The organism is Agrobacterium albertimagni AOL15 (assembly GCF_000300855.1).
In the GTDB taxonomy this organism is placed as follows: domain Bacteria; phylum Pseudomonadota; class Alphaproteobacteria; order Rhizobiales; family Rhizobiaceae; genus Allorhizobium; species Allorhizobium albertimagni.
In genome coordinates this window covers 328912-354825 of record NZ_ALJF01000004.1, presented here as the reverse complement: position 1 = coordinate 354825, position 25914 = coordinate 328912, and the positions used below count along the sequence as shown (strand labels likewise).

The window sequence follows — 25914 nt, the reverse complement described above, 5'->3', positions numbered from 1 at the left end:
GTCGGGTTTCCTTACTTGACGGCGCCAAAGGTGAGGCCGCGCACGAGTTGTTTCTGGCTGAACCAGCCGAGGATCACGATCGGCGCGATCGCCATCGTCGAGGCCGCCGAAAGCTTCGCCCAGAACAACCCCTGCGGACTGGAGAAGGAGGCGATGAAGGCGGTCAGCGGTGCTGCATTGGTGGTGGTGAGACGGATGGTCCAGAAGGCTTCGTTCCAGGCGAGAATGATGTTGAGGAGAAGCGTCGAAGCGATGCCCGGCAGGGCCATGGGCGTGAGTACATAGACGATCTCGTTGAACAGCGATGCGCCGTCCATCCGCGCAGCTTCGAGGATCTCGCCCGGGATCTCGCGGAAATAGGTGTAGAGCATCCAGATGACGATCGGCAGGTTGATCAGCGTCAGCATGATCGTCAGACCAATCCGAGTGTCGAGGAGGCCGAAATCGCGGAACAGCAGGTAGATCGGCACGAGCACGGCGACCGCCGGCATCATCTTGGTCGAGAGCATCCACATCAGGATGTCCTTGGTCCGCTTGGTCGGCGAAAACGCCATGGCCCAGGCGGCCGGGATGCCGACGAAAAGTGCCAGGATCGTCGAGCCCACCGACAGGATGACCGAGTTCATGAACGGTTTCATGTAGTCGCGCTGTGTCTGGACCGTGACGTAGTTCTCGAGGGTAAAGGTCGGGATCAGGTCGAAGCCCTGGATCGCTTCCGTCTCCGTCTTCACGCTGGTGATCAGCGTGTAGAGGATCGGGAAGAAGATCACGAAGGCGAGCGTCCAGGCGATCGCCGTAAAGATGATCTTGCGCCGGGTTGTGACGTTGCGAGCCATGGCCTTGTCCTTACCGGTCGAGGTTCTTGCCGACGGCGCGCATCAGGAAGATGGCGACGATATTGGCGAGAATGATTGCGATGATGCCGCCTGCCGAAGCGCCGCCGACGTCGTAACCCAAGAGGGCCGTGCGGTAGATCAGGAAGACGAGATTGGTCGAGGCATAGCCCGGGCCGCCATTGGTGGTAACCAGGATCTCCGCATAGACCCCGAGCAGGAAGATGGTCTGGATCAGGATGACCACGGTTATCGCGCGGGCGAGATGCGGAAGCGTCAGATAGATGAATTTGTCGATGAAGCGCGCACCGTCCATCTCGGCCGCTTCCTGCTGCTCGCCATCGAGTGACTGCAGCGCAGTGAGCAGGATGAGCGTCGCAAACGGCAGCCACTGCCAGGCAACGATGATAACGATCGACAACAGCGGATATTGCGCGAACCAGTCGACAGGCCTCAAGCCGAGCGCCCGGTTGATGTCGGCCAGCACGCCATAGCCTGGGTGCATGATCATGTTTTTCCAGATCAATGCAGCGACCGGCGGCATGACGAAGAAGGGCGAGATAATGAGGATACGTACAATTCCCTGGCCGAAGATCGGCTGGTCGAGCAGCAGCGCCAGCAGCGTGCCGCCGAAAATGGTGATGAACAGCACGCCACCGACGATCAGCATGGTGTTCCAGATCGACTGGAAGAAGGCCGGATCCGTATAGAAATAGCGGTAATTGAACAGGCCGGCGAAGCTGACATTGGCAGGATTGAGCAGATTGTAGTTCTGGAACGAGAACCACAGCGTCATCGACAGTGGCACGATCATCCAGATCAGCAGGAGCCCGACAGAAGGCGCCATCATCAGACGGGCCAGGGTGCGTGTGTTTTGAGTAGCCATGATGAAGCTCGCCTGATGGCCATGTCGGAGACGAGGTCCGCAGGCCCGTTGGAGGCTGGGTGACGACGACCGGCATTGGCCGCAAACGGTCGAAGCCTGTCCTGCCCGGATCGCAATCCGGGCAGGTGGTTCGGGAGGGTGGATTACTTGATGTAGCCGCCGCGGGTCATTTCGCGCTCGGTCAGGCTCTGAGCCTGGGCAAGCGCATCATCGACCGACATCTGGCCTGCAAGCGCTGCCGAGAAGAGCTGGCCCACCGAGGTGCCGAGGCTCTGGAACTCGGGGATCGCCACGAACTGCACGCCGACATAGGGCACCGGCTTGACCGTAGGGGCCTTCGGGTCGGCCGCGTTGATCGAGTCGATTGTCATTTTCGCGAACGGCGCTGCCTTCTGATATTCCGGGTTCTCATAGAGAGAGGTCCGCGTGCCCGGAGGAACATTGGCCCAACCTTCCTTGGAGGCGACGAGCTCGGCATAGGCCTTGCTGGTTGCCCAGGAGATAAACTTCTCGGCCGATTCCGCCTTCTGTGAGCCAGCCGGGATCGCGAGGTTCCAGGCCCAGAGCCAGTTGCCGCGCTTGCCGAGACCGGTGTCAGGCGCGAGCGCGAAACCAACCTTGTCGGCAACCGTCGAGTCGGTCGGATTGGTGACGAAGGAGGCAGCAACCGTGGCGTCGATCCACATACCGCACTTGCCCTGTTGGAACAGTGCCAGGTTTTCGTTGAAGCCATTGGAAGACGCACCCTGCGGGCCGGCATCGTTCATCAGCGTGACGTAGAAGTCGAGCGTGTTCTTCCATTCCGGCTGGTCGAACTGGGGCTTCCAGTTTTCGTCGAACCAGCGGGCGCCGAAGGCGTTGGAGGTGGCCGTCAGGAAGGCCATGTTCTCGCCCCAGCCGGCCTTGCCGCGCAGGCAGATGCCGTTGATGTCGTTGGCGCGGTCGGTCATCTTGCGGGCGGCATCCGCGACGAATTCCCAGGTCGGAGCGTCGGGCATGGTAAGCCCGGCCTTTTCCATCAGGTCCTTGCGGTACATGATGAAGGAGGACTCGCCGTAGAACGGCGCGGCATACAGCTTGCCGTCTTCGCCGGTCAGACCCGAACGGATCGCCGGCAGCAAATCGTCGACATCATAGTCCGCGCCGAGGTTTTCGAGCGGCAGCAGCCAGCCCTGCTTGGACCAGATCGGAACTTCATAGGTGCCGATCGTCATGATGTCGTACTGGCCGCCCTTGGTGGCGATATCAGTCGTCACGCGTTCGCGCAGGACGTTTTCCTCGAGTGTGACCCATTCCACCTGGATATCGGGATTGGCCGAGGTGAATTCCGAGGTCAGGCCCTGCATGCGGATCATGTCGCCGTTGTTGACGGTCGCGATCGTGAGGGTTTCAGCCGAGGCCATGCCGGCAAATGCCAGCGCTGAGCAGGCGCCCAGCAAAATCGTCTTCAATGTCATGTCTTCCTCCCAGAAGAAAAATGAGCATTCGCTTTGCTCATGGGCAATTACTCAATCGTAGAGCAAAAAATGTCAATCCGCATTTCATGCTGCGCTGCCGCATGAAATGACTAAACGCCTGTTCTGAAATTGAAATTTTATAGAAGCCTAGCTCGCCAGAAGATGGCGCGCAGCGTCTTCATCCGTGATCAGGCCATTGATGTGCCCGCCCCGGACGGCCGCCAGGATGGCCGGATGCTTGCGCCGACCCCGTGCGAGACCGATGACGGTCGAGGTTTCCCGGGAAGGTATTTGCAGGCTGGCGACCCGCTCATTGACCGGATGGGTCAGCAACTTTCCGTCGTCCCCAAAGATCCAGCCGCAGATCTCTCCAACCGCGCCGGCCTGAAGGAGACCTTCCATCTCGTCGGCGTTCAAAAAGCCATCGACGAGCAGCGGAGCGCGCATGTTCATCTCGCCGATGCCGACAAAGGTGACGTCCGCCCGCTGTGCGAGCGCGATTGTCGGCGCGACCAGAGGCTGGTCGTGGAGCAACTGCCGCTCGGCGGGAGACGAGACGATAACCGGCAGCGGCATTGGGAAGTGGGGTGCCTTGACCGCATCGGCCATGGAGAAGATGACGTTGAAATAGGCAGCAGATCCGTCAGGGCTGATATTGCCCGTAAGCGAGACGATCTTGTGCTGCGGACATTCCATCGGAGACAACTGATCGATCATCGAGCGGAGCGTTCGACCCGTTCCCATCGCAATGACCAGTGGCTCGGACTGCTTCAGCCAGCGCTCCAGCTGTGCTGCGCCGGCTTCCGCAACTCCCACTGCCGCGGACTCGGATCCGGGATCGGTGGGAACGATCTCCACCGCCTTCAGGCCGAACTTGTGCTTCACGGCTTCGGCAAGCTCCAGACATGCCGCGATGGGATGATCGAGCCGGACCTTGATCAGCTTTTCTGCGACCGACAGCGAAACGAGGCGCTGAGCGCTCTGCCGGGATATGCCCATCGCAGCCGCGATCTCGTCCTGAGTCTTGCCGGCGACATAGTAGAGCCATCCGGCCCGCGCCGCATCGTCCAGTCTCGTCTGCCCCTCGCCACGCCGTGCCATGCAGTCTCCTCTCCGTCTGGAACACTGCTGCCAATTTTGCCCTCTCCTGTCAAATCCGGGTTCTGCGCTCGTCCCTCCATTGGAACGGTTCGAAGGCTGACGGGTTGAGCTAACAACCCGTTATTCAAGGAGAACCATCATGATACGCTCCATCTCGCTCGCAGCCGCAACTGCCCTCGGCCTTTGCTCCACGGCGATGGCCCAGCAGACAGCGCCAATCCAGCAATTGCCGACTCCAGAGGCTTCGGCCGAAACCATGGCATTGGGCCCGGCTGAGTTCGTAAAGCAGGCCGCCGCGACCAACGAGTTCGAAATCCTGTCCGCGGAACTCGCTTTGAAGAGAAGCCAGAATGAGCAGGTGAGGGAGTTCGCACGTACCATGCTGGACGACTACAAGCGTGCCCAGGGACAGTTGACCGAGGCTGCCGAGGCCGATTCGATCGCGCTCGTTTTGGACCTGTCGATGGAGCAGAAGCAGACCCTCACTGCGCTGGAGCAGGCCGAGGAGAGCCAGTTCGACGCCGCCTATATGTCCTCCCAGATGAAGGCGAGTGACCAGGCCATCAGGCTGCTGGGCGCCTATGCCGATCATGGACCGGCCGGAAGCCTGAAAACCTATGCGATTGCCAATTACCCGCTCGTTCGTATGCACAAGGTCAGAGCACAATCCCAAACCAATCCTTGAGGAACTTGGGCGGGGCGCTCACGAACCGTCCCACTTTGAAGCCTTGCCAGTCGCGGACTCGGTCCGGTGATCCGACAATGTGGGGCGCGAAACCGCATCCGCCCATGGTCTATCACCAAGCTGCTTCGCGGCGATGACCTTAGAATTTCAACGCATTCGAAGGAGTGCTGCCATGTCTCCCATGTTCCGAAATCTTGCTCTGGTCGTGTTGCTCGTCATTCTCGCAGGGGCATTCTACACCCTCGTGGCCCCAGCAACGAAGCCAGCAAAAACCCCCCTCCGCACAGTCTGCAACAGTAGGGGCCTCGCTTCACTTCTCGGCTGCTACAGGCAGGTTTGCCAGCAGGCGATGCGTCCTGATGAGTCTGTCTGTCCATCAAACGAAAAAGAACCCCGCCGAAGCGGGGTTCAGGTAGGCGCCCTTGGGGCGGCCGGGGGAGGTTCGGGGGAGGGAACAATGATCTCTCTCATGAACCGGTAAGGCGAAGCTTTGTTCCAACGATGGAACAAAGAAATATTTGCCCTGACATTATCTGATCAGAGCTGTTCCGCTTGAGCGCCGCTGTTGGGCTTCGCCGGCCCGAGATCCGGCTTCTCGCCGAGCGGCTGCATCGGCTGGGAAACGAACTCTCCCTTTCCGTCGATCGACTGCCCTTCGGACCACCGTCCGGCTGCGGGCGCGCTGCCGTCCTGCTGAAAGCCAAGATAGGCGTAGCTGAATTCCTGGTTTTCCTCTTCCTGCGGAAAACTGTTCGGGATCGGGAATGCGCCGGTGGCGCCACCGAGCTCCTCGAGGGCTGCCATCCACTGGTTCTGGTGCATGGTGTCACGGGCAATGAGATAGGACAGCATGTCCTTCATGCCCGGATCGTTCGTCATGGTGTAGAGACGTGTTGCAAGGACACGACCTGTCGACTCGGCTGCAACATTGGCGGTCATGTCGGCCGCGATATTGCCGCTCGCATAGATGTGCGACATGTCGAAGGGCACACCGTCTGAATCGACCGGCATGGCAGAGAGCCCTGCTGACAGAAGATTCTTGAGGTTGATGCCGCCGAGCACCCCGCCACCGACCGGGTCGGCTGCGATTTCCTCCTTGAGTGACAGGGGAGCGCCTTCCAGGTTCATGGCAACTGCCGTTGCCAGCATCTCGATATGCCCCAGTTCCTCCGCCGCTGTGTTCATCAGCAGGTCGCGAAAATTCGGATTGCCCCGGGCGCCGCAGGCCTGGAAGAAATACTGCATGGCAACGCGGATTTCCCCTTCCACGCCTCCGATCGCCTGCTGCAAGGCTCGGGCAAACAGAGGGTCAGGGGTCTCCACTCGAACGGGGTATTGAAGTTTGTTGTCGGTGTAAAACATCGCATCTTTCCTCGCGTTGGACGGCTGTTTGACAAGAGCGCTTCCGGCTCGTTCCGGCTCGTTCCGGCTCGTTCCGGCTCGTTCCGGCTCGTTCCGGCGCGATCTTGCAACTCTGGCGGGGCTACATATCGTCCCGTGTCTTCAGCGAATCGCTGAGATCCCGTTTTCTCGGATCCTGAAGGTTCTCTCCGGTGGCATCCCGATCGACATCGGGATTGTCCTTGGCTGGCAGATATCCGGTAGGCCGGTTTTCCTGCGGTCCTTCCCATCGCGGTGATTGATCCGTCGTGCCCGGCTTGCCGTCTTGCGGTGCGTTCATGCCCATCTCGGGTCTCCTCTCGACTGACTACCCTTGACCAACCGTCCCGCCTCCGAACCGTTCCCCAGGAACATTTTCGGACGCCTTCTGGTTGTCCCGGAACAATTCGCGCAGACAGTGAGGTGATGATGGAAGAACTATCCAATGTCGGGAGCCGGCCACGCGTCGTGATCGTCGGCGCAGGTTTCGGAGGCCTTGCCTGCGCAAAGGCTCTGGCCGATACCGAGGTCGATGTGACGGTGATCGACCGGCGCAACCACAATCTGTTTCAGCCATTGCTCTATCAGGTTGCGACGGCCGCACTTTCGCCTGCGGATATCTCGGAACCGATCCGCCGCACATTGGGACGCTCGGACAATATCCACGTGCTGATGGGAGAGGTGGTATCGATCGATCCGAACGCTCGCACGGTTTCCCTCGCCGATGGCGCCGCAATTCCCTACGATCGCCTCGTCCTCGCGACGGGCTCGAAATACAACTATTTCGGCAATGAGGACTGGCAGAAACATGCGCCGGGGCTGAAATCGATCCACGAAGCCCGGCAGATCCGTCACCGCCTCCTCCTCGCCTTCGAACAGGCCGAGCGAAGCCAGGACGAGGCAGAGCAGCGCCGCCTCTTGACCAGCGTGGTCATCGGTGGTGGGCCGACCGGCGTCGAGATGGCCGGCGCCATTTCAGAACTCGGTCGCTTCATGATCGAGCGCGATTTCCGCACTCTGCGACCGGAGCAACTTCATGTTGTCCTCGTCGAGGCCGGTCCGCGCATTCTGGCAACCTTCCCCGAGAACCTCTCGAATTACGCGGCCGACTATCTCCGGAACATCGGCGTGGATATCAGGCTGAACACGCCCGTGGAAGACGTCACCGCCGAGGGCGTGCAGGTGAAGGACGGATTCCTGCCGGCAAGCTGCATCGTCTGGGGAGCAGGCGTGAAGGCATCACCGGCCGCTGACTGGCTTGGCATCTCGCCGGGCCCGGGCGGGCGCCTGCCGGTGGCGCGGGACCTTTCGGTGGATGGCTTAGAGGGGGTCTACGCCATCGGTGATACCGCGCTGGCTTTGGACGAGGATGGCGAAGCATTGCCCGCGCTCGCTCAGGTGGCCAAACAGCAGGGCACATTCCTCGGCAAAGCGCTCAAATCCAGCCTCCTAAAGGGTGCGGCAGTGCCGAACTTCCGCTTCCACAACCGCGGCAATACGGCGGTCATCGGCAGAAACGCAGCCATTTTCGACTTCGGCACCTGGCAGCTCAAAGGCCGCTTTGCCTGGCTGCTCTGGGCCATCGTCCATGTCTATCTGCTGGTCAATTTCGAGAAACGCCTGCTGGTGAGCGTTCAGTGGATCTGGCGTTACACCACCCGGCAGAGAGGCGCGCGCCTGATCGACGAAAACTTCATCGCCCCTGACAAATAGCGCCTTTCGTTGGCCAGCTGAGGGCAGACGCGGTTTCACGGTAGACAACCCGATCCCAGATCTATAGATGTTACGATATTACATAACTAAGAAGATCGAGGCTTGACCGCCAGGGGCTGCAGGTCCTATGCAAGCAGTGACGGTTCCCCGCCGGATGACTCCGAGGGGATTAATAGGGAACACGGTGAGGACGACCCAATAGGGACCAAGACCGTGGCTGCCCCCGCAACTGTAAGCGGATTGCTGTCCATTCTCGCGGCGTGAAAGCGCCGGGCCACTGCGGGTCACCGTGGGAAGGCAAATGGAGAGCGCATATCCGTGAGCCAGGAGACCTGCCGTCAAGTGAAGAGAACGAAGCGGACGGGGTGTTCCGATGGATACGAACTGGCTTTTGCGCTGCGCCTCCTGGCGCGCCGACCACATGCCATTTTGCCTCCGGAGAAATCCTGCGGAGGACCGGCATGCATTATCTTCCAGATCATGACGCGGAGGGAGCGGCGATTGCTGCTGTCGAAAGGGTAAGGCTTGGCGCCTCCTCATTCGAGGGGGCCAGCCTATGAGTTGTACCAGCAAGGGCTGCCCGATCCGGGTCACCGATATCGGTTGGGGGCCAAAGCCATCCCAGTATTTGGTCCGTGGCGTTTCCTTTTCCCTGGATGCTGGTGACCGACTGGCGATCGTCGGGCCGAACGGGGCCGGCAAGACCACGCTTCTGCGTTGTCTCTATCGCGGTGTGAGCCCGCTGGAGGGTCGCGTCGAAGTCGACGGTCAGGACATCTGGCGCTTGAGCGCCCGTCAGGTTGCCCGTCGGGTGGCCGTCGTTCTGCAGGAGATGCCGGGCGATTTTCCGTTCACCGTCCGCGACGTTGTTATGATGGGTCGCGTCCCCTGGCGAGAAGGCCTTGCGGGCTGGAGCGACGAAGACCGGGCAGAAGCAGAGCACGCGCTCGACCATCTCGATCTGCTGCCACTGGCGACCCGCCAGTTCTCGACCTTGTCGGGCGGTGAGAAGCAACGCGTTCTCGTTGCCCGGGCACTGGCCCAGAAGCCTGAAATCCTCATTCTCGACGAGCCGACCAACCATCTGGATATCCGCCACCAGCTCGAGATCCTCGATCTGCTCGGCGCTTTGAACCTGACGATCATCACGACCCTGCACGACATTAACCTCGCCGCCGAGTTTGCAACGCATATTGCCCTGATGCAGGGCGGCCGGATGAATGAGTTCGGCCCACCGGAAGCTGTTCTGACCGAACAGGCCCTGTCCGGAACCTTCGGTGTCCTCGCCGCGCGTCAACAGGCGGAGGGCGCTCGATCCCATCGTTTTTCCTTTTCCCTTGCCTTGACCTGATTTTGAAAGGATCCGCCCATATGGCTTCCCGTCTTCTATTGTCTGCTACGCTCTTTGCCTCGGTCTTCGCCGCCTCCTCGGCCTTCGCCTATCCTGTCACGGTCAAGAGCTGCGATCGCGAGGTCACGTTCGACGCCCCTCCGGCACGTGCGATCTCCAATGACGTCAACCTGACCGAGATGATGCTGGCCCTGAAACTGCAGGACCGCATGGTCGGTTACACCGGGATCTCCGGTTGGAAGACGCTGGATGAGGGGCTGCGGGAAGGTGTGAAGGAGTTGCCGGAGCTTTCGCCGAAATACCCGACGAAGGAAGTGCTGCTGAACGCCGATGCCGATTTCTACTTCGCCGGCTGGAACTACGGCATGAAGGTCGGCGGCGAGGTGACGCCCGAAACGCTCGAGCCCTTCAAGATCAAGGTCTACGAGCTGACGGAGTCCTGCATCCATATCATGGCGAAGAACAAGCCGACGATGGACGACATGTTCGTCGACCTGCTGAACCTCGGCAAGATCTTTGACGTCGAGGACCGCGCCGAGGCCCTGGTGGCTGGCTACCGCAAGCAACTGGACGACATCACCACCCGCATCGGCGGCATCGAAAAGCCGGTCCGCGTCTTTGTCTATGATTCCGGCACCGAAAAGCCCTTCACCTCGGGTCGCTTCGGCATTCCGACCGCGATGATCGAAGCCGCAGGCGGCGTGAACATCATGGAAGACGTCGATAAGAGCTGGACGGAAGTGTCCTGGGAGCCGGTCATCGAGCGCAATCCGGAAGTCGTCGTCATCGTCAACTACGGCGATGTAACGGCCGAACAGAAGATCGCTTTCATGAAGGAAAACCCGGCCTTCAAGAATCTCGATGCCGTCAAGCAGGATCGCTTCGTGGTGCTGGAATATGTTGAGGCAACACCGGGGCCGCGCAATGTCCAGGCAATCGAGCGGCTCGCAAACACCTTCCATCCGCGCAACATGTAATCCGCAAGGCGGGACCGCGAACCGGTCCCGCCCGGCACGAAATTCGAGGCAGAATGATGCACGGTCGCATGTTTCTCTGGATGGGTCTGGCTATCGTGCTGCTGGCCCTCTGCCTCACCGCTGGCGTGTCCCTGGGTTCGGCTCCCATTCCGGTCAGCACTGCCTGGTCGATCGTGGCCAGCAAACTCGCACCCGGTACATTTGAAGTGACATGGTCGCCCGGTCGCGAGAGCATCGTCTGGGACGTTCGCTTCCCGCGCGTCATCCTGGCTGGCCTCGTGGGTGCCGGCCTCGCAACGGTGGGGGCTGTCCTGCAAGCGGTGACGCGCAATCCACTGGCCGATCCGCATCTGCTCGGCGTCTCCTCCGGCGGTGCCCTCGGTGCGATAATCGCGCTTCTCCATACCGGTCTGATCTTCGGCCTGGTCACGGTGCCGCTCTTTGCCTTCGTGGGTTCCCTGATGGCGACGCTCGCGGTCGTCACCGTTACGCGCTTCACCGGCGCAGGTGCCGATCGCCTCGTATTGACCGGTGTGGCCATCGCTTTCGTGGCGACCTCGCTTGGCAATCTCGCGATCTTCCTCGGAGATCCACGCGCCGCTCATACGGTGGTCTTCTGGATGCTGGGAGGGCTTGGCCTCGCCCAATGGTCGCATCTTCTCTATCCGGTGGCGGTGCTTTCAGTTTGCCTCGTCTTCCTTGTCGTTCGCGCCCGGGAAATCAACGCCATGGCCATGGGCGACGAAACGGCAGCAACGCTTGGTATTCCCGTCGCCCGATTCCGCGCGGAGCTCTTTGTGATCACCGCGCTGCTGACAGGTGTGATGGTCGCCTTTTCGGGTGCCATCGGTTTTGTGGGCCTTCTGGTTCCGCATTTCGTCCGCCTGACCGCCGGCAGCGACAATATCAGGGTCATTCCCCTTTCGGCATTGGCCGGCGCCGTCATCCTCATTCTGGCCGATATCGTGTCGCGCACGATCATGGCGCCTGAGGATGTCCCGATCGGGGTAATTACCGGGCTTGTGGGCGGGCTTGCTTTCATTCTTCTCCTGCGACGGCGATAGTTGGCGCCTGCCTATTGCCCCTGTTTCGTTTTTGCCTAGACTGAAGAAAAAACGAAATAAGGGGAGGGGGCGGCATGATGTTCTCCGCGAGACAGGCCGAGATCATGACTCTGGCCAAGGAACAGGGCCGCGTTCTGGTGGACGAACTCGCCGCGCGCTTCGCAGTCACACCGCAAACGATTCGCAAGGACCTCAACGACCTGTGCGACGCACGCGCCCTCAACCGTATCCACGGCGGTGCCGTCTTTCCGAGCGGAAACGAAAACGTCAAATACGAAGCGCGCCGTTCGATGGCGGCCGGCGAAAAGCAGGCGATCGGCCGCGCTGCAGCCAACCTGATCCCGGACAATTCCTCCCTCTTCATCAACATCGGCACCACGACGGAAGCTGTGGGCGAAGCGCTTGTTGACCACAGGGAATTGATGGTCATCACCAACAACATCAACGTTGCCAATCGCTTGCGCGTCTATCCCTCGATCGAGGTGGTCATCGCCGGCGGTGTGGTGCGTGGTTCTGACGGCGGGATCGTCGGCGAGGCAGCCGTGGATTTCATCCGGCAGTTCAAGGTGGATTTCGCTGTTATCGGCGTCTCCGCGATCGATGAGGATGGTGCACTGCTCGATTTCGATTTTCGCGAAGTGAAAGTCGCCCAGGCCATCATCGCCAATGCCCGGCATGTGATCCTTGTTTCCGACGCTTCGAAATTCGAGCGCACCGCGCCGGTCCGTATCGGACATATCTCGCAGGTTCAGACCTTTATCACCGATCACTGTCCTTCGAGCAGCATCCGCGACATCTGCGCCGAGCGCGATGTCAGGATCATCGAAACGGCGCCGGTCGACCGCGATGTAGCCGCTGAATAACTTTCGTTTGACATTCGTTTAAATTTCGAAAAAGATAATCCTACTTTCGCAATAGCAGCAAATGCTGCAGGTGCGAACATGCGGAGGAACGATGTCGGGGCAGCCAATTTACGATCTTTTTGTGATCGGCGGCGGGATCAACGGGACTGGGATCGCGCGCGACGCGGCCGGCCGTGGTTACTCGGTCGCCTTGGCTGAAATGAACGATTTCGCCTCCGGTACGTCGTCGGGCGCTACCAAGCTCATCCATGGCGGCCTTCGTTATCTCGAGCACTACGAATTTCGCCTCGTGCGCGAAGCGCTGATGGAGCGCGAAGTCCTCTGGGCCATGGCCCCGCATGTCATCTGGCCCCTGCGCTTTGTCCTGCCCTTCCAGAAGGGCGGCATTCGTCCGGCCTGGCTCATTCGCCTCGGCCTTTTCCTGTACGACAATCTCGGTGGCCGAAAGCTGCTTCCGCCGACCAAGACGCTCGATCTGCGCCGCGACCCGGCCGGAAAGCCTCTGAAGCCGGTCTTCTCCAAGGCCTTCGAATATTCGGACGGCTGGGTCGATGACGCGCGCATGGTCGTTCTCAATGCTCGCGATGCACAGATCCGCGGCGCAACGATCCTGAGCCGTAACCGTGTTGTCTCGGCCCATCGAGAAGACGGCCACTGGGTCGTCACGACGAAGTCGCAGCGCGATGGCTCGACAGTAACCCACAAGGCCCGCATGCTGGTCAACGCGGCCGGCCCCTGGGTCGACCAAGTGCTGGCGGGCGCCTTCGGCCGAAACAATGTGCACAATGTTCGCCTCGTCCAGGGCAGCCATATCGTGGTGCGCAAGAAGTTCACCGACCCGCGCGCCTACTTCTTCCAGAACCCCGACAACCGGATCATTTTCGCCATCCCATACGAGGGTGAGTTCACCCTGATCGGCACTACGGATCGGGACTTCACCGAAGATCCCAAGGACGTCCGGATCAGCCCCGAGGAAGTGAACTACCTCTGCGGTGCCGCGAGCGAGTATTTCCAGGAACCGATCCGCCCCGAGGATATCGTCTGGAGCTATTCCGCCGTTCGGCCGCTTTTCGACGACGGCGCATCAAAGGCCCAGGAAGCGACCCGCGACTACGTGCTCAAGATCGAAGGGACGAGTGAAGAGGCCCCGTTGCTCAACGTCTTCGGTGGCAAGCTGACGACCTATCGCCGTTTGGCCGAACATGCGCTTGAAAAAATCGGTGAGGCGATCGGGCAGAAGGGCACGCCCTGGACGGCGGGCAGTCGCCTGCCCGGCGGCGACTTCGCCGCGACGGCATTTGAACCAACGGTCGCCGATCTCCTGAAGGGCTACCCCTTCCTGGAGCGTGGACACGCCGAGCGTTTGATCCGCTGCTACGGGACGGATTCGAAATCGATTCTGGGTAAGGCCCGGTCGGCAGCAGATCTCGGTCGCCACTTCGGCGGCACGCTATACGAGGCGGAGGTTCGCTGGCTGGTCGAAATGGAATGGGCGGTTACGGCCGAAGACGTGCTGTGGCGCCGAACGAAACAGGGTCTGTTCCTGACGCCGGAGGAGGCGAAGGGGCTGGATGCCTATTTGGGGATGCTGGCGGCGGCCTGATCGCCCATCTCACGGATAAAAGACCGACGGTTTGGAGGAGGCCCGAGGACATATGTTGGAACTGCGTAAAGTCTCGAAGATGGCGGGCGGTGGATATCACATCCATCCAACCGACCTGACGTTGCAGCGGGGTACGCTGAACGTCCTGCTCGGGCCCACTCTTTCGGGCAAGACGTCCCTGATGCGCCTGATGGCAGGCCTCGACAAGCCGACCTCCGGTACCGTGCATTTCGACGGGCAGGACGTCACCGGCATGCCGGTCCAGAAGCGCAATGTCGCGATGGTCTACCAGCAGTTCATCAATTACCCGGCACTGACCGTCTACGAAAACATCGCCTCGCCGATGCGGGTTGCGGGCAAGGATGCGGCCACCATCGATCGCGAGGTCCGCAAGGCGGCCGACCTCTTGCGCCTGACGCCCTATCTCGATCGCACACCACTCAATCTGTCCGGTGGACAGCAACAGCGTACGGCGCTGGCCCGCGCTATCGTCAAGAACGCCACCCTTGTGCTGCTGGATGAACCGCTCGCCAACCTCGACTACAAGCTGCGCGAGGAACTGCGCGAAGAACTCCCGAAGATCTTCGCCGAATCCGGCGCAATTTTCGTCTACGCGACAACCGAACCCTCTGAAGCTTTGCTGCTCGGCGGCAATACCGCGACTCTGTCAGAAGGTCGGATCACCCAGTTTGGTCGGACCATCGACGTCTATCGCCGCCCGCTGGATCTCCTGACCGCCAAAACCTTCGCCGATCCGCCGCTCAACACCATCGCGCTCGTCAAGCGGGGTGGAAGCTTCGAACTGAACGGTCAGCCCGTTCTGACGGTGCCGGCTCATCTGGCCACGATCGCAGACGGTCCGGTCACGGTCGCCTTCCACCCGCATCACCTGTCGCTCGCCGCACTGCCGGGCGCCACACCCATGCGCTCGCGGACGCTGGTCTCCGAAATCGCAGGCTCCGAAAGCTTCATCCACGTCGAATACGGCACCGCCCGCTGGGTGTGCCTGGCCCATGGCATCCACGATATCGATCCCGATCGTGAGATCGATGTCTTCATCGACACCCGTCACCTGATGGCGTTCGGCGCCGATGGCGGAGCGCTCGGCGCCCCCGTCGAACTGGCTGCGTGAGGAGGAACGTCATGGCTCGCATCAACCTCGACCACATCCGCCACGCCTACTCCCCCGCTGCCCGCGCGGCGGGCGATTACGCCCTGAAAGAAGTCCATCACGAATGGGACGATGGCGGTGCCTATGCGCTGCTCGGACCGTCCGGCTGTGGCAAGACCACCTTGCTCAACATCATCTCGGGCCTGCTGCACCCGTCCGACGGCCGCATCGAGTTCGACGGCGTAGACGTCACCAACCTGCCGACGGCTGCCCGCAACATTGCCCAGGTCTTCCAGTTCCCTGTCGTCTACGACACGATGACCGTCTACGACAATCTGGCCTTTCCGCTGCGCAACCGCCATGTCCCGGAAGATCAGGTGAACAAGCGGGTCAACGAGATCCTCGACATGATCGACCTGCAGCCCATGGCCCGCAAGCAGGCGCAAGGCCTGACGGCGGACCAGAAGCAAAAGATCTCGCTCGGCCGTGGCCTCGTCCGCTCCGACGTCAATGCGATCCTCTTCGACGAGCCACTGACGGTGATCGACCCCCATATGAAGTGGGTCCTGCGCTCGCAGCTCAAGCGCCTGCACCGCCAGTCCGGCTTCACCATGGTCTATGTCACCCATGACCAGACCGAAGCGCTCACCTTCGCCGACAAGGTCGTCGTGATGTATGATGGCCAGATCGTTCAGATCGGCACGCCGGCCGAACTCTTCGAGCGTCCCAGCCACACATTCGTCGGCTATTTCATCGGCTCCCCGGGCATGAATGTCATGCCAGCAAAGGTGAGCGGCGCAACCGCCGTGATCGGCGACCAGACGATCAATCTGCCCGGCGCCCCGAAGCTCTCGGGTCAGAGCAAGATTGAGCTCGGTGTCCGGCCCGAATTTGTCCGGCTCGGGCGGGAAGGCATGCCGGTCTCCATCGCCAAGGTCGAGGACATCGGTCGCCAGAAGATCGTGCGCGCTCGCTTTGCCGATCAATCTCTGTCGATCGTCGTGTCCGAAGATGCAGACATTCCTGCCGATCCCCGCATCACATTCGTCCCCGAAGGTCTCGGCATTTTTGCCGATTCCTGGCGCGTAGGCATGGAGGGCTGACCGATGGAAAAAACCTGGAACAACAAGGCTTGGTTTATGGTCGTCCCGGTCTTGGTGCTGGTGGCCTTCTCGGCTGTCATCCCGCTGATGACCGTCGTCAACTATTCCGTTCAGGACACCTTCGGCAACAACCAGTTCTTCTGGGCCGGCACCGACTGGTTTGCCGACATCCTGTCGTCCGACCGTTTCTGGAACGCACTCGGCCGCAACCTGATCTTCTCCATGATCATTCTGGCGATCCAGGTGCCGCTTGGCATCTTCATCGCGCTCAACATGCCGAAAACCGGACTCGGCGTTCCGGTCTGCCTCGTTCTGATGGCCCTGCCACTGCTCATCCCGTGGAACGTCGTTGGCACCATCTGGCAGGTCTTCGGCCGCGTCGACATCGGTCTTCTCGGCTATTCGCTCAACGCGCTCGGCTTCGACTACAATTACACGCAGAACCCGATGCACGCCTGGGTCACCATCATCGTGATGGATGTCTGGCACTGGACGAGCCTTGTCGTGCTTCTCTGCTATGCCGGCCTCGTCTCGATCCCGGATGCTTATTATCAGGCCGCCAAAATAGACGGCGCATCGCGCTGGTCCGTGTTCCGCTTCATTCAGCTGCCGAAGATGAAGCGCGTCCTTTTGATCGCAGTCCTTCTGCGCTTCATGGACAGTTTCATGATCTACACCGAGCCCTTCGTCCTGACAGGCGGCGGCCCGGGCAATTCGACCACCTTCTTGTCGATCGATCTCGTCAAGATGGCGGTCGGCCAGTTCGACCTTGGTCCGGCGGCGGCGATGTCGATCATCTACTTCCTGATCATCCTGGCGCTGTCCTGGGTTTTCTACACCGTCATGACCAACAGTGACGCGAAGGGCTGAGGGAGATACCGATGAAAAGCACTGATAATCGTACCAGCCTCGGCTTTCTGGTCCCGACGATCTATATCATCTTCCTGCTGCTGCCGATCTACTGGCTCGTCAACATGAGCTTCAAGACGAATGCGGAGATCACCGGGGCCTTCTCGCTTTGGCCCGTCAACCCGACACTTGCCAACTATGCGGTGATTTTCACCGACCCGTCGTGGTACAAGGGCTACATCAACTCGATCATCTATGTGTGCATGAACACCGTGATCGCGGTTGCTGTTGCCCTTCCGGCAGCCTACGCCTTCTCGCGCTACAGGTTCCTCGGTGACAAGCATCTGTTCTTCTGGCTGCTGACCAACCGTATGGCACCGCCAGCCGTCTTTGCATTGCCCTTCTTCCAGCTCTATTCCGCCTTCGGCCTGATCGACACGCATATCGCGGTCGCCATCGCACACTGCCTGTTCAACGTGCCGCTGGCTGTGTGGATCCTCGAAGGCTTCATGTCGGGCGTGCCGAAGGAGATCGACGAGACCGCCTATATCGACGGCTATTCCTTCCCGAAGTTCTTCGTGAAGATCTTCATGCCGCTGATCGCATCCGGCATCGGTGTCGCCGCCTTCTTCTGCTTCATGTTTTCCTGGGTCGAGCTTCTGATTGCCCGCACGCTGACCACAACGGATGCCAAGCCGATCGCCGCCATCATGACGCGCACGGTCTCGGCCTCCGGCATGGATTGGGGCGTGCTCGCAGCCGCCGGCGTGCTGACGATTATCCCCGGGGCGCTCGTGATCTATTTCGTCCGCAATTACATCGCCAAGGGCTTTGCCCTGGGCCGCGTCTGAGGAGGGTGTGATGAATTTCTCATGGATGGCATGGACCACGCCGACCGCGGTCTTCTTCATTGTGATCTTCGGTCTGATCCTGTCGATGGCGGTCTGGGAATACCTCGTCCCGGGCGGCAATCCGCGGACCGGCATCCTGCGCTTCGAAACCACCCGTGGCGACCGTCTCTTCGTGTCGCTGCTCGGGTCGGCTTTCATCAATCTCGCTTGGCTCGGTCTTGTTGGACCGAACCTGTGGTGGGCTCTTGCTCTCTCCGTAGTCTACGCCGTCGGCGTTTTCCGCTACGTCTAGAGCAGACAAGACGGGGTGGCGGCGGGAGGTCGCCATTCTCGAGACTGCAAACCGAATGCAATCGCAACCTTAGGGAGGACATAATGCGAAAGCACCTTTTGACGACAACGGCCGCCATGCTTCTGGCCATGACGGGCGCAGCCTTCGCCGACATGGAAGCGGCGAAGAAGTTCCTGGACGCCGAGGTCGGCGACATGTCGGCACTCGATCGTGCCGGCCAGGAAGCCGAAATGCAGTGGTTCATCGATGCCGCGAAGCCATTCGCCGGCATGGAGATCAAGGTCGTTTCTGAGACCATCACCACGCATGAATATGAATCGAAGGTCCTCGCTCCGGCCTTCACCGCCATCACCGGCATCAAGATCACCCATGACCTGATTGGTGAAGGTGACGTCGTTGAAAAGCTGCAGACGCAGATGCAGTCGGGCGAAAACATCTACGATGCCTACATCAACGACTCTGACCTGATCGGCACCCACTGGCGCTATCAGCAGGTTCGCAACCTGACCGACTGGATGGCGAACGAAGGCAAGGATGTCACCAACCCCGGTCTCGACATCGAAGACTTCATCGGCAAGTCGTTCACGACCGCTCCGGATGGCAAGCTCTACCAGCTGCCGACCCAGCAGTTCGCGAACCTCTACTTCTTCCGCTACGACTGGTTCAACGACGAGAAGAACAAGGCCGACTTCAAGGAGAAGTACGGCTACGACCTCGGCGTTCCGGTCAACTGGTCGGCTTACGAGGATATCGCCGAATTCTTCACCGGTCGCGAAATCGACGGCAAGAAGGTCTTCGGCCACATGGACTACGGCAAGAAGGACCCGTCGCTCGGCTGGCGCTTCACCGATGCCTGGCTCTCCATGGCCGGCAACGGCGACAAGGGCATCCCGAACGGCCTTCCGGTCGACGAATGGGGCATCAAGGTCGACGAAAACTCCCGCCCGGTCGGCTCCTGCGTCGCCCGCGGTGGTGATACCAACGGCCCGGCCTCCGTCTATGCCATCGAGAAATATCTCGAGTGGATGAAGAAGTATGCCCCTCCGGCCGCCCAGGGCATGACCTTCTCGGAATCCGGTCCGGTACCGTCTCAGGGTGAAATCGCCCAGCAGATGTTCACCTACACCGCCTTCACCGCCGACTTCGTCAAGGAAGGCCTGCCTGTTGTCAACGAGGACGGCACGCCGAAGTGGCGCTTTGCTCCGAGCCCGCATGGCGTCTACTGGAAGGACGGCATGAAGCTCGGCTATCAGGACGCAGGTTCCTGGACGCTGATGAAGTCCACTCCGGAAGACCGTGCAAAGGCCGCCTGGCTCTACGCACAGTTCGTCACCTCCAAGACCATCGACGTGAAGAAGAGCCATGTTGGCCTGACCTTCATCCGTCAGTCCACGCTCGACCATCAGTCATTCACCGAGCGCGCTCCAAAGCTTGGCGGTCTGGTCGAATTCTACCGCTCGCCGGCTCGCCTGCAGTGGTCGCCGACTGGCACCAACGTTCCTGACTATCCGAAGCTGGCTCAGCTCTGGTGGCAGGCGATCGGTGACGCTTCTTCGGGCGCCAAGACTGCCCAGGAAGCCATGGACTCGCTCTGCGCCGAGCAGGAAAAGGTGCTTGAGCGTCTCGAACGCGCTGGCGTTCAGGGCGATATCGGTCCGAAGCTTGCCGAGGAAAAGACCCTCGAAGAGTGGAATGCCGATGCTGTTGCTAAGGGCAATATCGCCCCGCAGCTGAAGATCGAGAACGAAAAAGAACAGCCGATGACGGTCAACTACGACGAGCTCGTCAAGAGCTGGCAGTAACGACCGGCGATCGCCGCTGAATTGACAATCGCCGGGGCGCCAACTACGCCCCGGCTTCTTCACTTAAGGAGTTTCGCCGTAATGAGCGGTTACATTCTGGCCATCGACCAAGGAACGACCTCGACGCGCTCGATGATCTTCGATCACGAGATGCATATCGTCGGCGTCGCCCAGCAGGAGTTCACCCAGCATTTCCCGGATTCCGGCTGGGTCGAGCATGATGCGGACGAGATCTGGCAGACTGTGCTGGCGACCATCGAGAAGGCAGTCTCTGCCGCCGAGATCAAGATCGGCGACGTAGCGGCAATCGGTATTACGAACCAGCGCGAAACCGTCGTCGTCTGGGACCGCGAGACCGGGCAGCCTGTTCACCGTGCCATCGTCTGGCAGGACCGCCGCACGGCCCGTTTCTGCGATGAACTGAAGCATAAGGGCCTGGAACCGCTCTTCACCGAGAAGACCGGCCTGCTGCTCGACCCCTATTTTTCCGGCACCAAGCTCTCATGGCTCCTGAAGAACGTTGATGGCCTGAAGGCCCGCGCCGAAAATGGCCAGATCTGCTTCGGCACGGTCGATAGCTGGCTCATCTACAAGCTGACCGGCGGCAAGGTCCATGCTACCGACGCGACCAATGCCTCTCGCACGCTGATCTATGACATCGGCGATAACAGATTCGACGACGAACTCCTCTCGATCCTGGAAATCCCGCGCGCCATGCTGCCGGAGGTCAAGGATTGCGCCGACGATTTCGGCATCACCGATGCGTCCGTGCTCGGCGCCGAAATCCCAATCCTCGGCGTTGCCGGCGACCAGCAGGCTGCCGTCATCGGCAATGCCTGCTTTGAGCCGGGGATGATGAAATCGACCTATGGCACAGGCTGCTTCGCGCTTCTCAACACCGGTCGCGATCGCGTCGCCTCGTCCAACCGCCTGCTGACCACCATCGCCTACCGCATGAATGGTGAGACCACCTACGCCCTCGAAGGCTCGATCTTCATCGCCGGTGCCGCCGTCCAGTGGCTGCGCGACCAGATGGGCTTCGTAAAGGTCGCCTCGGAGACGGATGCGCTCGCCAGCAAGGCCGATCCGCATCAGCGCGTCTATCTGGTCCCGGCCTTCACCGGTCTTGGTGCGCCGCATTGGGATGCCGATGCCCGCGGCGCGATCTTCGGCCTGACGCGTGGTACGGGTCCGGCCGAATTTGCCCGCGCCGTGCTCGAGAGCGTCGCCTACCAGACCCACGATCTCCTGGAAGCGATGAAGAAGGACTGGAACGGCAGCGCGTCAAAGACGGTGCTCCGTGTCGATGGCGGCATGGTCGCGTCCGACTGGACGATGCAACGCCTCGCCGACATCCTGGCCGCCCCCGTCGATCGTCCTGTCGTGCTGGAAACAACGGTTCTCGGAGCCGCCTGGCTTGCCGGCTCCCGCGCCGGCCTCTGGCCTGACCAGAAGGGCTTTGCCGCGACCTGGAAGCGGGATCGCCGCTTCGAGCCGGGCATGGATGTGACCGAAAGGGAAGCAGCCATCGCCGGTTGGCAGGACAGTGTCTCCCGCTGCCTGACCACGCGCTAGGCCTGGAAGCACGCTAGCCGTCAGAGCATCGCAACCAGCGTCTCGAGGCGATCGGCATCCTTCGGCAGCTTGTCCTGCCTGAGCCTTGCGATGCGGGGGAACCGCATCGCGATGCCGGACTTGTGCCGCGTCGAACGTGCCAGCCCCTCGAAGGCCACCTCGACGACAAAGCCATGCTCGGGTTCAGCCCGAAGACTCCGGACCGGGCCGAAGCGCTCCACCGTATTGTTCCGCACGAAGCGGTCGAGCACCTCCAGTTCCTCATCGGTGAAGCCGAAGTAAGCCTTGCCGACGGGCACCAGCACATCCCCTTCGCCGGGGATCGCCGTCCAGACCCCGAAGGTGAAGTCCGAATAATAGCTGGAGCGTTTGCCATGCCCGCGCTGGGCATACATCAGCACGGCATCGGCATTCATCGGATCGCGTTTCCACTTGAACCACGGTCCCTTGGCGCGTCCGGCCTGATAGCTGCTGTCCAGCCGCTTCAGCATGACGCCTTCGATGACGGGATCGGGTGGGGCAGCGCGCAACTGCTCCAGCTCCTCCCAGGTCGAGAAGGAGACCAGCGGCGACACATCGAAGCGCCGGGGCTCCTGCCGCTCGACGAGCGCGTTTAAGCGTTCGCGGCGTGTCAGGAAAGTCTCGGGCCGCACATCGGCTTCGCCATCGAAGAGAATGTCATAGGCGCGGATGAAGACCGGATAGTCCTCCAGCATCTTGGCCGTGACCGTCTTGCGATTGAGCCGCTGCTGGAGATCGGAAAAGGTGCGCGTCGGCGCATTGGTCCGCGAGGTGCCACCGACGAGCAATTCCCCGTCGATCACGCCCTCGAACTGGGCCGCCTCGACGATATCGGGGAAGGCACCGGAGATGTCGTCGCCCGAGCGCGAATAGAGCCTGCTCCTCCCGCCAGAGCAGGACAGCTGTACGCGGATTCCATCCCATTTCCATTCGGCCGCGAAGTCGTTGGGGTCCAGATTCGCCAGATCCCTGTTTTCGATCGGTGTGGCGAGCATCACCGAATGGAAAATCGCTGGCGTCGACAGGACAGGCTTCTCGATCCGATCCTCTAGCCACGCGAACAGTTCCGTATATGGCGGCTTCAGCCCGTGCCAGAGGCCCTCGATATCGACGATGTCCTTGTCGCCATAGAGCGCCAGCGCCTGCTTGGTGAGCCTAGCGGAGACACCGATGCGCAGCCCCCCGGTCACGAGCTTGATCAGCGCGAACCGCTCCGACGTGTCCAGCCGGTCGAAGAGATCGCGCATCACGGCGCGTGTTTCGTTGCGCCCGAGGCGCTGAAGCCGCTCGACGATCTTCGAAAGGCTCTCCAGATCGTCCTCGGTCTCCGATTCCGCAATTTGCGGCTCCCAGACCAGCGAGGTGGTCTCGGCGAGGTCGCCGACATAGTCATAGGAATACTGGAACAGGACCGGATCCATCCGCTCGAGCACCAGTTCCTTCAGCAGCGCCGGCTTAACGCCCTTGATGTCGAGCCCATCGGTGAGCGCGGCCAGCGCATAGCCGCGATCCGGATCTGGCGTCTGCCGGAAATAGTCGACGAGCAGCGTCAGCTTGCCGTTGCGGCTCGGGGTCAGCACTAGGCGATCGAGGAGGCGGGCAAAGGCCTTCATCTCAGTCTCCCTCGTCTTCGTAGCCGACAAGGTGCAGCGGTCGCGCCTTGATGCTAGACAGCTCGCACCAGCGTACCAGCGCTTCTTCACGCCCATGGGTCACCCAGACCTCCTGCGGCCCGACCTCTCGAATCGTGTCCAGAAGTTCCGGCCAGTCGCAGTGATCGGAAATGACCAGCGGCAGTTCCACGCCGCGCTGCTTGGCTCTCTGGCGCACCATCATCCAGCCGGACGCAAAGATGGCGAGAGGATCCTCGAAGCGCCGGGCCCAGCGATCGTTGAAGGCAGAGGGTGGACCGATCACCACGGCGCCCTTGAAGGCACCAGACTTTTTGTCCTCGGTCGTCGCCGGGCGAAGCTCGCCGAGCTCCACGCCCTGTTCGGTGTAATAGTCGCAGAGCCGCGCCATCGACCCGTGAATATAGATCGGCTTCTCGTAGCCGCCGCGCCGGATGAGTGAGATCACCCGCTGTGCCTTGCCCAGCGCATAGGCGCCGATCAGGTGGCTGCGTTCCGGAAATTGCTGCAGAGAGGTCAGCAGCTTCTGGATCTCGAGGCGTGGATCTGGATGGTGGAACACCGGCAGACCGAAGGTTGCTTCGGTAATAAACACGTCGCAAGGCACGGGCTCGAAGCTCGCGCAGGTCGGATCCGCGCCACGCTTATAGTCGCCGGAGACGACGATGCGCGTGCCCTGCGCTTCGATCTCGATCTGCGCGGAGCCGAGCACATGGCCGGCTGGGTGAAACCGAACGGTCACGCCATTGATCGAGGTGGTGTCGCCAAAGTCGGCACTTTGCGACGTGCCACAGAAATCCTCGCCATACCGGATCGCCATGATGTCGAGCGTCTGTCGGGTTGCCAGCACGTGACCGTGGCCGGACCGCGCGTGATCGGAATGTCCGTGAGTGATCAGTGCCCGATCGACGGGCCGGACCGGATCGACATAAAAGTCGCCGAGCGGGCAATAAAGCCCGCCTGGCGTTGGATGCAAGAGAAGGTCCGGCTTGATCATGCCGAGAACATAGGGCGGCGCGCGACCCGCGGCCAGCGGTCATTGAGCGAAGCGTGAGACCGCGAGATAGCCAGCAGCACAAGCCGTCGCCGACAGAAACGCCCCCCAGGCCATATCGACGAGACTGACCTGCAGCGACCAGCCCTTGAGGGTCGCAAGATTGGTCATGTCGTAGGTGCCGTAGGCGAGAAGTCCAAGCAGCGCGCCATTGAACAATGCCGTCAAAAGGCTGCCGGCAGACACGGCCGGCATGACCGCAAAATAGACAAGCCCGACCACGTAGAAGAGGTAGAAAATCCCGGCGGCCGCAAAGTTCGGTGTCGCCAGAAGAAGGGCGCCGATATGCTCACGATAAAAGCCGATCGCAATCCGCGTCAGCCAGAGATAGTCGATGGCGAAGAACACAACGGCCGTGGAGATATAGGCGATCACGTAAGGCATATGTCTTCCCCCTCAGGCCGGGCACCAACCCGGCCTCCCATCAAATTCCGAGAACCGGCTGAACCAGTCGGACAAGAAAACTCTTGAACTTCAGCGGCGCATCGGTGACCGCAAGACAGATGCAATCCTCGTCGGGCGTCGCCACCGGCTGATGAGTCAAGGTCTCGTCGGCCTCTTCGATGTCGCCGCGCTTGAACACGGTCTCACCATCGGTGAACGCGCCTTTGAGCACCAGCGTCAGCTCACGCCCACCATGTGAGTGTTCGGGCACCGGCTTGCCGGCTGGGATCTTCAGCAGGCGAACCTGGCTCTCCGTATCACCCGTCTTGATCGGAATATGATAGGCGCCGCGGCCGAGTGCCTTCCATTTCAAGGCCTCGACGTCACCGCCGAGATAGGAGCGCAGCGGCTCTGGAAGGACCGGAAGGTCGGTCGGAGTGGCAACAGGCTTGGCCGCAGCGAGCCGCGCCGTCCCCTGCGACTTAAGCTTCGCCTTCATGGCCGACCAGCTGTCTGTCGCGGGTGCGTCCTCGGCGGTCACCTCGGTCGCCTCGAGCAACTGACCGCCGGTATGCTCCATGAAGGAAAGGCGGTCGCGGCATGACGGGCAAAGCGCCAGATGCGTTGCAACGGCGATGCTCCAGCCTTCGGCCAGGTTTCCTGTCGCGTAATCGAGCAGAAGCTCGTCGCTGATGTGGTGTTGAACGTGGAGGGTCATGCCCGCTCCTCCAATGCTGCGCGCAGCTTCGCGAAAGCGAGGCGGATACGCGATTTCACGGTCCCCATCGGCAGTCCGAGTTCGGCCGCGATCGTGCTGTGGGATGCTTCTCTGTAGAATGACATTTTGAGGAGTTCGAGCTGTTCGGGTGGTAGGGTTTCCATGGCGCGACGAAGGCGATCAGCCTCCTGCTTGCCTTCGAATTCGACATCGGCCGGCGGCACGTCGTCCGGCACGAAGGCCGGATCGGACGGGTCGAAGGTCGGCCGTCTTTCGCGGCGGAAGGCGTCGATGCGCTGGTTGCGGGCGATGGTGAAGATCCAGCTCGAGACATTTCCCCTTGTGGGGTCGAACTGCTCGGCCTTGTTCCAGACCGCAAGCATCGTCTCTTGCATCAGCTCTTCAGCCGCCTGTCCGTCACGGGCAAGCTTCGCCATGTAGGCACGCACCTTCGGACCATAAAACTTGAAAATCGTCTCGAAGGCTTCGATGTCTCTATCGCGGCCTACGGCGGCCAAAAGCTGCGAGAAGTTACGCTGGTCCAGTTCTTCCACCGACTCGGTCATCGAAACGCTTTTTTTCCCTCGTTTGAGCGACGCAACGACCTTTT

General features: G+C 61.0%; 25 protein-coding genes and 1 riboswitch. Of the genes, 14 read left to right on the top strand and 11 right to left on the bottom strand.

The genetic code is table 11. The features are described 5' to 3' along the window. Nucleotides 1-11: 11 nt before the first annotated feature. The 4 genes from QWE_RS06550 to QWE_RS06535 all read right to left on the bottom strand — a co-directional run bounded on the left by QWE_RS06550 (nt 12) and on the right by QWE_RS06535 (nt 4277). Nucleotides 12-836 carry a carbohydrate ABC transporter permease gene (locus QWE_RS06550; RefSeq protein ID WP_006725310.1) on the bottom strand — a complete coding sequence of 275 codons (825 nt, stop codon included), beginning with the start codon at nt 834-836 and terminating at the stop codon, nt 12-14. Between the two features lie 10 nt (nt 837-846). Continuing rightward, the gene (locus tag QWE_RS06545) at nt 847-1719 is read right to left on the bottom strand and encodes a carbohydrate ABC transporter permease (RefSeq protein ID WP_006725309.1); all 873 of its coding nucleotides are present in this window, start codon (nt 1717-1719) and stop codon (nt 847-849) included. Between the two features lie 143 nt (nt 1720-1862). Continuing rightward, a complete protein-coding gene (locus tag QWE_RS06540) occupies nt 1863-3176 on the bottom strand; it encodes an ABC transporter substrate-binding protein (RefSeq protein ID WP_006725308.1) in 1314 nt (437 codons plus the stop codon). 147 nt (nt 3177-3323) lie between these two features. After that, nucleotides 3324-4277, bottom strand: coding sequence for a sugar-binding transcriptional regulator (locus tag QWE_RS06535; RefSeq protein WP_006725307.1), 954 nt, complete (start codon nt 4275-4277; stop codon nt 3324-3326). Between the two features lie 139 nt (nt 4278-4416). Between QWE_RS06535 and QWE_RS06530 the strand changes: the two genes are divergently transcribed. Then, entirely contained in the window at nt 4417-4962 is a 546-nt protein-coding gene (locus QWE_RS06530; RefSeq protein ID WP_006725306.1) for a DUF4142 domain-containing protein, read from the top strand. 537 nt (nt 4963-5499) lie between these two features. Here the strand turns inward: QWE_RS06530 and QWE_RS06520 are convergent. Both QWE_RS06520 and QWE_RS06515 read right to left on the bottom strand, forming a co-directional pair. Next, nucleotides 5500-6324 (bottom strand): manganese catalase family protein, encoded by an 825-nt coding sequence (locus QWE_RS06520; RefSeq protein WP_006725304.1) that lies wholly within the window; start codon nt 6322-6324, stop codon nt 5500-5502. A 121-nt stretch (nt 6325-6445) separates the two neighbouring features. Continuing rightward, entirely contained in the window at nt 6446-6649 is a 204-nt protein-coding gene (locus QWE_RS06515) for a hypothetical protein (RefSeq protein ID WP_006725303.1), read from the bottom strand. A gap of 122 nt (nt 6650-6771) precedes the next feature. Between QWE_RS06515 and QWE_RS06510 the strand changes: the two genes are divergently transcribed. The 13 genes from QWE_RS06510 to glpK all read left to right on the top strand — a co-directional run bounded on the left by QWE_RS06510 (nt 6772) and on the right by glpK (nt 21496). Further along, entirely contained in the window at nt 6772-8055 is a 1284-nt protein-coding gene (locus tag QWE_RS06510; RefSeq protein WP_006725302.1) for an NAD(P)/FAD-dependent oxidoreductase, read from the top strand. Between the two features lie 123 nt (nt 8056-8178). Then, nucleotides 8179-8409, top strand: a riboswitch (cobalamin riboswitch). A 202-nt stretch (nt 8410-8611) separates the two neighbouring features. Then, nucleotides 8612-9406, top strand: coding sequence for an ABC transporter ATP-binding protein (locus QWE_RS06505; RefSeq protein WP_040299592.1), 795 nt, complete (start codon nt 8612-8614; stop codon nt 9404-9406). 20 nt (nt 9407-9426) lie between these two features. Then, nucleotides 9427-10383: an ABC transporter substrate-binding protein gene (locus QWE_RS06500; RefSeq protein WP_006725300.1), complete on the top strand. Its 957-nt coding sequence runs from the start codon at nt 9427-9429 to the stop codon at nt 10381-10383. 68 nt (nt 10384-10451) lie between these two features. After that, the gene (locus QWE_RS06495; RefSeq protein WP_240532506.1) at nt 10452-11447 is read left to right on the top strand and encodes a FecCD family ABC transporter permease; all 996 of its coding nucleotides are present in this window, start codon (nt 10452-10454) and stop codon (nt 11445-11447) included. A 74-nt stretch (nt 11448-11521) separates the two neighbouring features. Then, complete coding sequence (locus QWE_RS06490) at nt 11522-12310, top strand: DeoR/GlpR family DNA-binding transcription regulator (RefSeq protein ID WP_006725298.1); 789 nt, start codon at nt 11522-11524, stop codon at nt 12308-12310. A 91-nt stretch (nt 12311-12401) separates the two neighbouring features. Beyond that, the gene (gene glpD / locus QWE_RS06485; protein ID WP_006725297.1) at nt 12402-13913 is read left to right on the top strand and encodes a glycerol-3-phosphate dehydrogenase; all 1512 of its coding nucleotides are present in this window, start codon (nt 12402-12404) and stop codon (nt 13911-13913) included. A gap of 52 nt (nt 13914-13965) precedes the next feature. After that, the gene (locus QWE_RS06480; RefSeq protein WP_006725296.1) at nt 13966-15045 is read left to right on the top strand and encodes an ABC transporter ATP-binding protein; all 1080 of its coding nucleotides are present in this window, start codon (nt 13966-13968) and stop codon (nt 15043-15045) included. A gap of 11 nt (nt 15046-15056) precedes the next feature. After that, the gene (locus QWE_RS06475) at nt 15057-16127 is read left to right on the top strand and encodes an ABC transporter ATP-binding protein (RefSeq protein WP_006725295.1); all 1071 of its coding nucleotides are present in this window, start codon (nt 15057-15059) and stop codon (nt 16125-16127) included. 3 nt (nt 16128-16130) lie between these two features. After that, a complete protein-coding gene (locus QWE_RS06470) occupies nt 16131-16997 on the top strand; it encodes a carbohydrate ABC transporter permease (protein ID WP_006725294.1) in 867 nt (288 codons plus the stop codon). An 11-nt stretch (nt 16998-17008) separates the two neighbouring features. Continuing rightward, complete coding sequence (locus QWE_RS06465; protein ID WP_006725293.1) at nt 17009-17827, top strand: carbohydrate ABC transporter permease; 819 nt, start codon at nt 17009-17011, stop codon at nt 17825-17827. A gap of 10 nt (nt 17828-17837) precedes the next feature. Beyond that, entirely contained in the window at nt 17838-18119 is a 282-nt protein-coding gene (locus QWE_RS06460; protein ID WP_006725292.1) for a DUF2160 domain-containing protein, read from the top strand. Between the two features lie 83 nt (nt 18120-18202). Next, nucleotides 18203-19921, top strand: a complete 1719-nt coding sequence (locus tag QWE_RS06455; RefSeq protein ID WP_006725291.1) for an ABC transporter substrate-binding protein — start codon at nt 18203-18205, stop codon at nt 19919-19921. A gap of 81 nt (nt 19922-20002) precedes the next feature. Beyond that, nucleotides 20003-21496 (top strand): glycerol kinase GlpK, encoded by a 1494-nt coding sequence (gene glpK / locus QWE_RS06450; protein ID WP_006725290.1) that lies wholly within the window; start codon nt 20003-20005, stop codon nt 21494-21496. A 20-nt stretch (nt 21497-21516) separates the two neighbouring features. On the opposite strand, the gene QWE_RS06445 is transcribed toward glpK, so the two are convergent. Genes QWE_RS06445 through QWE_RS06425 form a run of 5 tightly spaced genes read right to left on the bottom strand, consistent with a single transcriptional unit; the run spans nt 21517 to nt 25870 of the window. Beyond that, nucleotides 21517-23130, bottom strand: a complete 1614-nt coding sequence (locus QWE_RS06445; RefSeq protein WP_006725289.1) for a cisplatin damage response ATP-dependent DNA ligase — start codon at nt 23128-23130, stop codon at nt 21517-21519. A gap of 1 nt (nt 23131) precedes the next feature. Beyond that, a complete protein-coding gene (locus QWE_RS06440; protein ID WP_006725288.1) occupies nt 23132-24145 on the bottom strand; it encodes a ligase-associated DNA damage response exonuclease in 1014 nt (337 codons plus the stop codon). 39 nt (nt 24146-24184) lie between these two features. Further along, complete coding sequence (locus tag QWE_RS06435) at nt 24185-24586, bottom strand: DUF2177 family protein (protein WP_006725287.1); 402 nt, start codon at nt 24584-24586, stop codon at nt 24185-24187. Nucleotides 24587-24626: 40 nt separating this feature from the next. Beyond that, nucleotides 24627-25304: a ChrR family anti-sigma-E factor gene (locus tag QWE_RS06430; protein ID WP_006725286.1), complete on the bottom strand. Its 678-nt coding sequence runs from the start codon at nt 25302-25304 to the stop codon at nt 24627-24629. Next, the gene (locus QWE_RS06425; protein ID WP_006725285.1) at nt 25301-25870 is read right to left on the bottom strand and encodes a sigma-70 family RNA polymerase sigma factor; all 570 of its coding nucleotides are present in this window, start codon (nt 25868-25870) and stop codon (nt 25301-25303) included. The genes QWE_RS06430 and QWE_RS06425 overlap by 4 nt, the downstream gene beginning before the upstream one ends. Between the last annotated feature and the right edge of the window lie 44 nt (nt 25871-25914).

Bases quoted from the DNA above. Each gene is read 5' to 3' on its own strand.
- glpD (WP_006725297.1), top strand. From the start codon at position 12,402: ATGTCGGGGCAGCCAATTTACGATCTTTTTGTGATCGGCGGCGGGATC.
- QWE_RS06470 (WP_006725294.1), top strand. From the start codon at position 16,131: ATGGAAAAAACCTGGAACAACAAGGCTTGGTTTATGGTCGTCCCGGTC.
- QWE_RS06510 (WP_006725302.1), top strand. From the start codon at position 6,772: ATGGAAGAACTATCCAATGTCGGGAGCCGGCCACGCGTCGTGATCGTC.
- QWE_RS06475 (WP_006725295.1), top strand. From the start codon at position 15,057: ATGGCTCGCATCAACCTCGACCACATCCGCCACGCCTACTCCCCCGCT.
- QWE_RS06535 (WP_006725307.1), bottom strand. From the start codon at position 4,277: ATGGCACGGCGTGGCGAGGGGCAGACGAGACTGGACGATGCGGCGCGG.
- QWE_RS06455 (WP_006725291.1), top strand. From the start codon at position 18,203: ATGCGAAAGCACCTTTTGACGACAACGGCCGCCATGCTTCTGGCCATG.
- QWE_RS06480 (WP_006725296.1), top strand. From the start codon at position 13,966: ATGTTGGAACTGCGTAAAGTCTCGAAGATGGCGGGCGGTGGATATCAC.
- QWE_RS06435 (WP_006725287.1), bottom strand. From the start codon at position 24,586: ATGCCTTACGTGATCGCCTATATCTCCACGGCCGTTGTGTTCTTCGCC.
- QWE_RS06460 (WP_006725292.1), top strand. From the start codon at position 17,838: ATGAATTTCTCATGGATGGCATGGACCACGCCGACCGCGGTCTTCTTC.
- QWE_RS06505 (WP_040299592.1), top strand. From the start codon at position 8,612: ATGAGTTGTACCAGCAAGGGCTGCCCGATCCGGGTCACCGATATCGGT.
- QWE_RS06515 (WP_006725303.1), bottom strand. From the start codon at position 6,649: ATGGGCATGAACGCACCGCAAGACGGCAAGCCGGGCACGACGGATCAA.
- QWE_RS06530 (WP_006725306.1), top strand. From the start codon at position 4,417: ATGATACGCTCCATCTCGCTCGCAGCCGCAACTGCCCTCGGCCTTTGC.
- QWE_RS06540 (WP_006725308.1), bottom strand. From the start codon at position 3,176: ATGACATTGAAGACGATTTTGCTGGGCGCCTGCTCAGCGCTGGCATTT.
- QWE_RS06550 (WP_006725310.1), bottom strand. From the start codon at position 836: ATGGCTCGCAACGTCACAACCCGGCGCAAGATCATCTTTACGGCGATC.
- QWE_RS06425 (WP_006725285.1), bottom strand. From the start codon at position 25,870: ATGACCGAGTCGGTGGAAGAACTGGACCAGCGTAACTTCTCGCAGCTT.
- QWE_RS06500 (WP_006725300.1), top strand. From the start codon at position 9,427: ATGGCTTCCCGTCTTCTATTGTCTGCTACGCTCTTTGCCTCGGTCTTC.
- QWE_RS06490 (WP_006725298.1), top strand. From the start codon at position 11,522: ATGATGTTCTCCGCGAGACAGGCCGAGATCATGACTCTGGCCAAGGAA.
- glpK (WP_006725290.1), top strand. From the start codon at position 20,003: ATGAGCGGTTACATTCTGGCCATCGACCAAGGAACGACCTCGACGCGC.
- QWE_RS06495 (WP_240532506.1), top strand. From the start codon at position 10,452: ATGTTTCTCTGGATGGGTCTGGCTATCGTGCTGCTGGCCCTCTGCCTC.
- QWE_RS06445 (WP_006725289.1), bottom strand. From the start codon at position 23,130: ATGAAGGCCTTTGCCCGCCTCCTCGATCGCCTAGTGCTGACCCCGAGC.
- QWE_RS06545 (WP_006725309.1), bottom strand. From the start codon at position 1,719: ATGGCTACTCAAAACACACGCACCCTGGCCCGTCTGATGATGGCGCCT.
- QWE_RS06520 (WP_006725304.1), bottom strand. From the start codon at position 6,324: ATGTTTTACACCGACAACAAACTTCAATACCCCGTTCGAGTGGAGACC.
- QWE_RS06465 (WP_006725293.1), top strand. From the start codon at position 17,009: ATGAAAAGCACTGATAATCGTACCAGCCTCGGCTTTCTGGTCCCGACG.
- QWE_RS06430 (WP_006725286.1), bottom strand. From the start codon at position 25,304: ATGACCCTCCACGTTCAACACCACATCAGCGACGAGCTTCTGCTCGAT.
- QWE_RS06440 (WP_006725288.1), bottom strand. From the start codon at position 24,145: ATGATCAAGCCGGACCTTCTCTTGCATCCAACGCCAGGCGGGCTTTAT.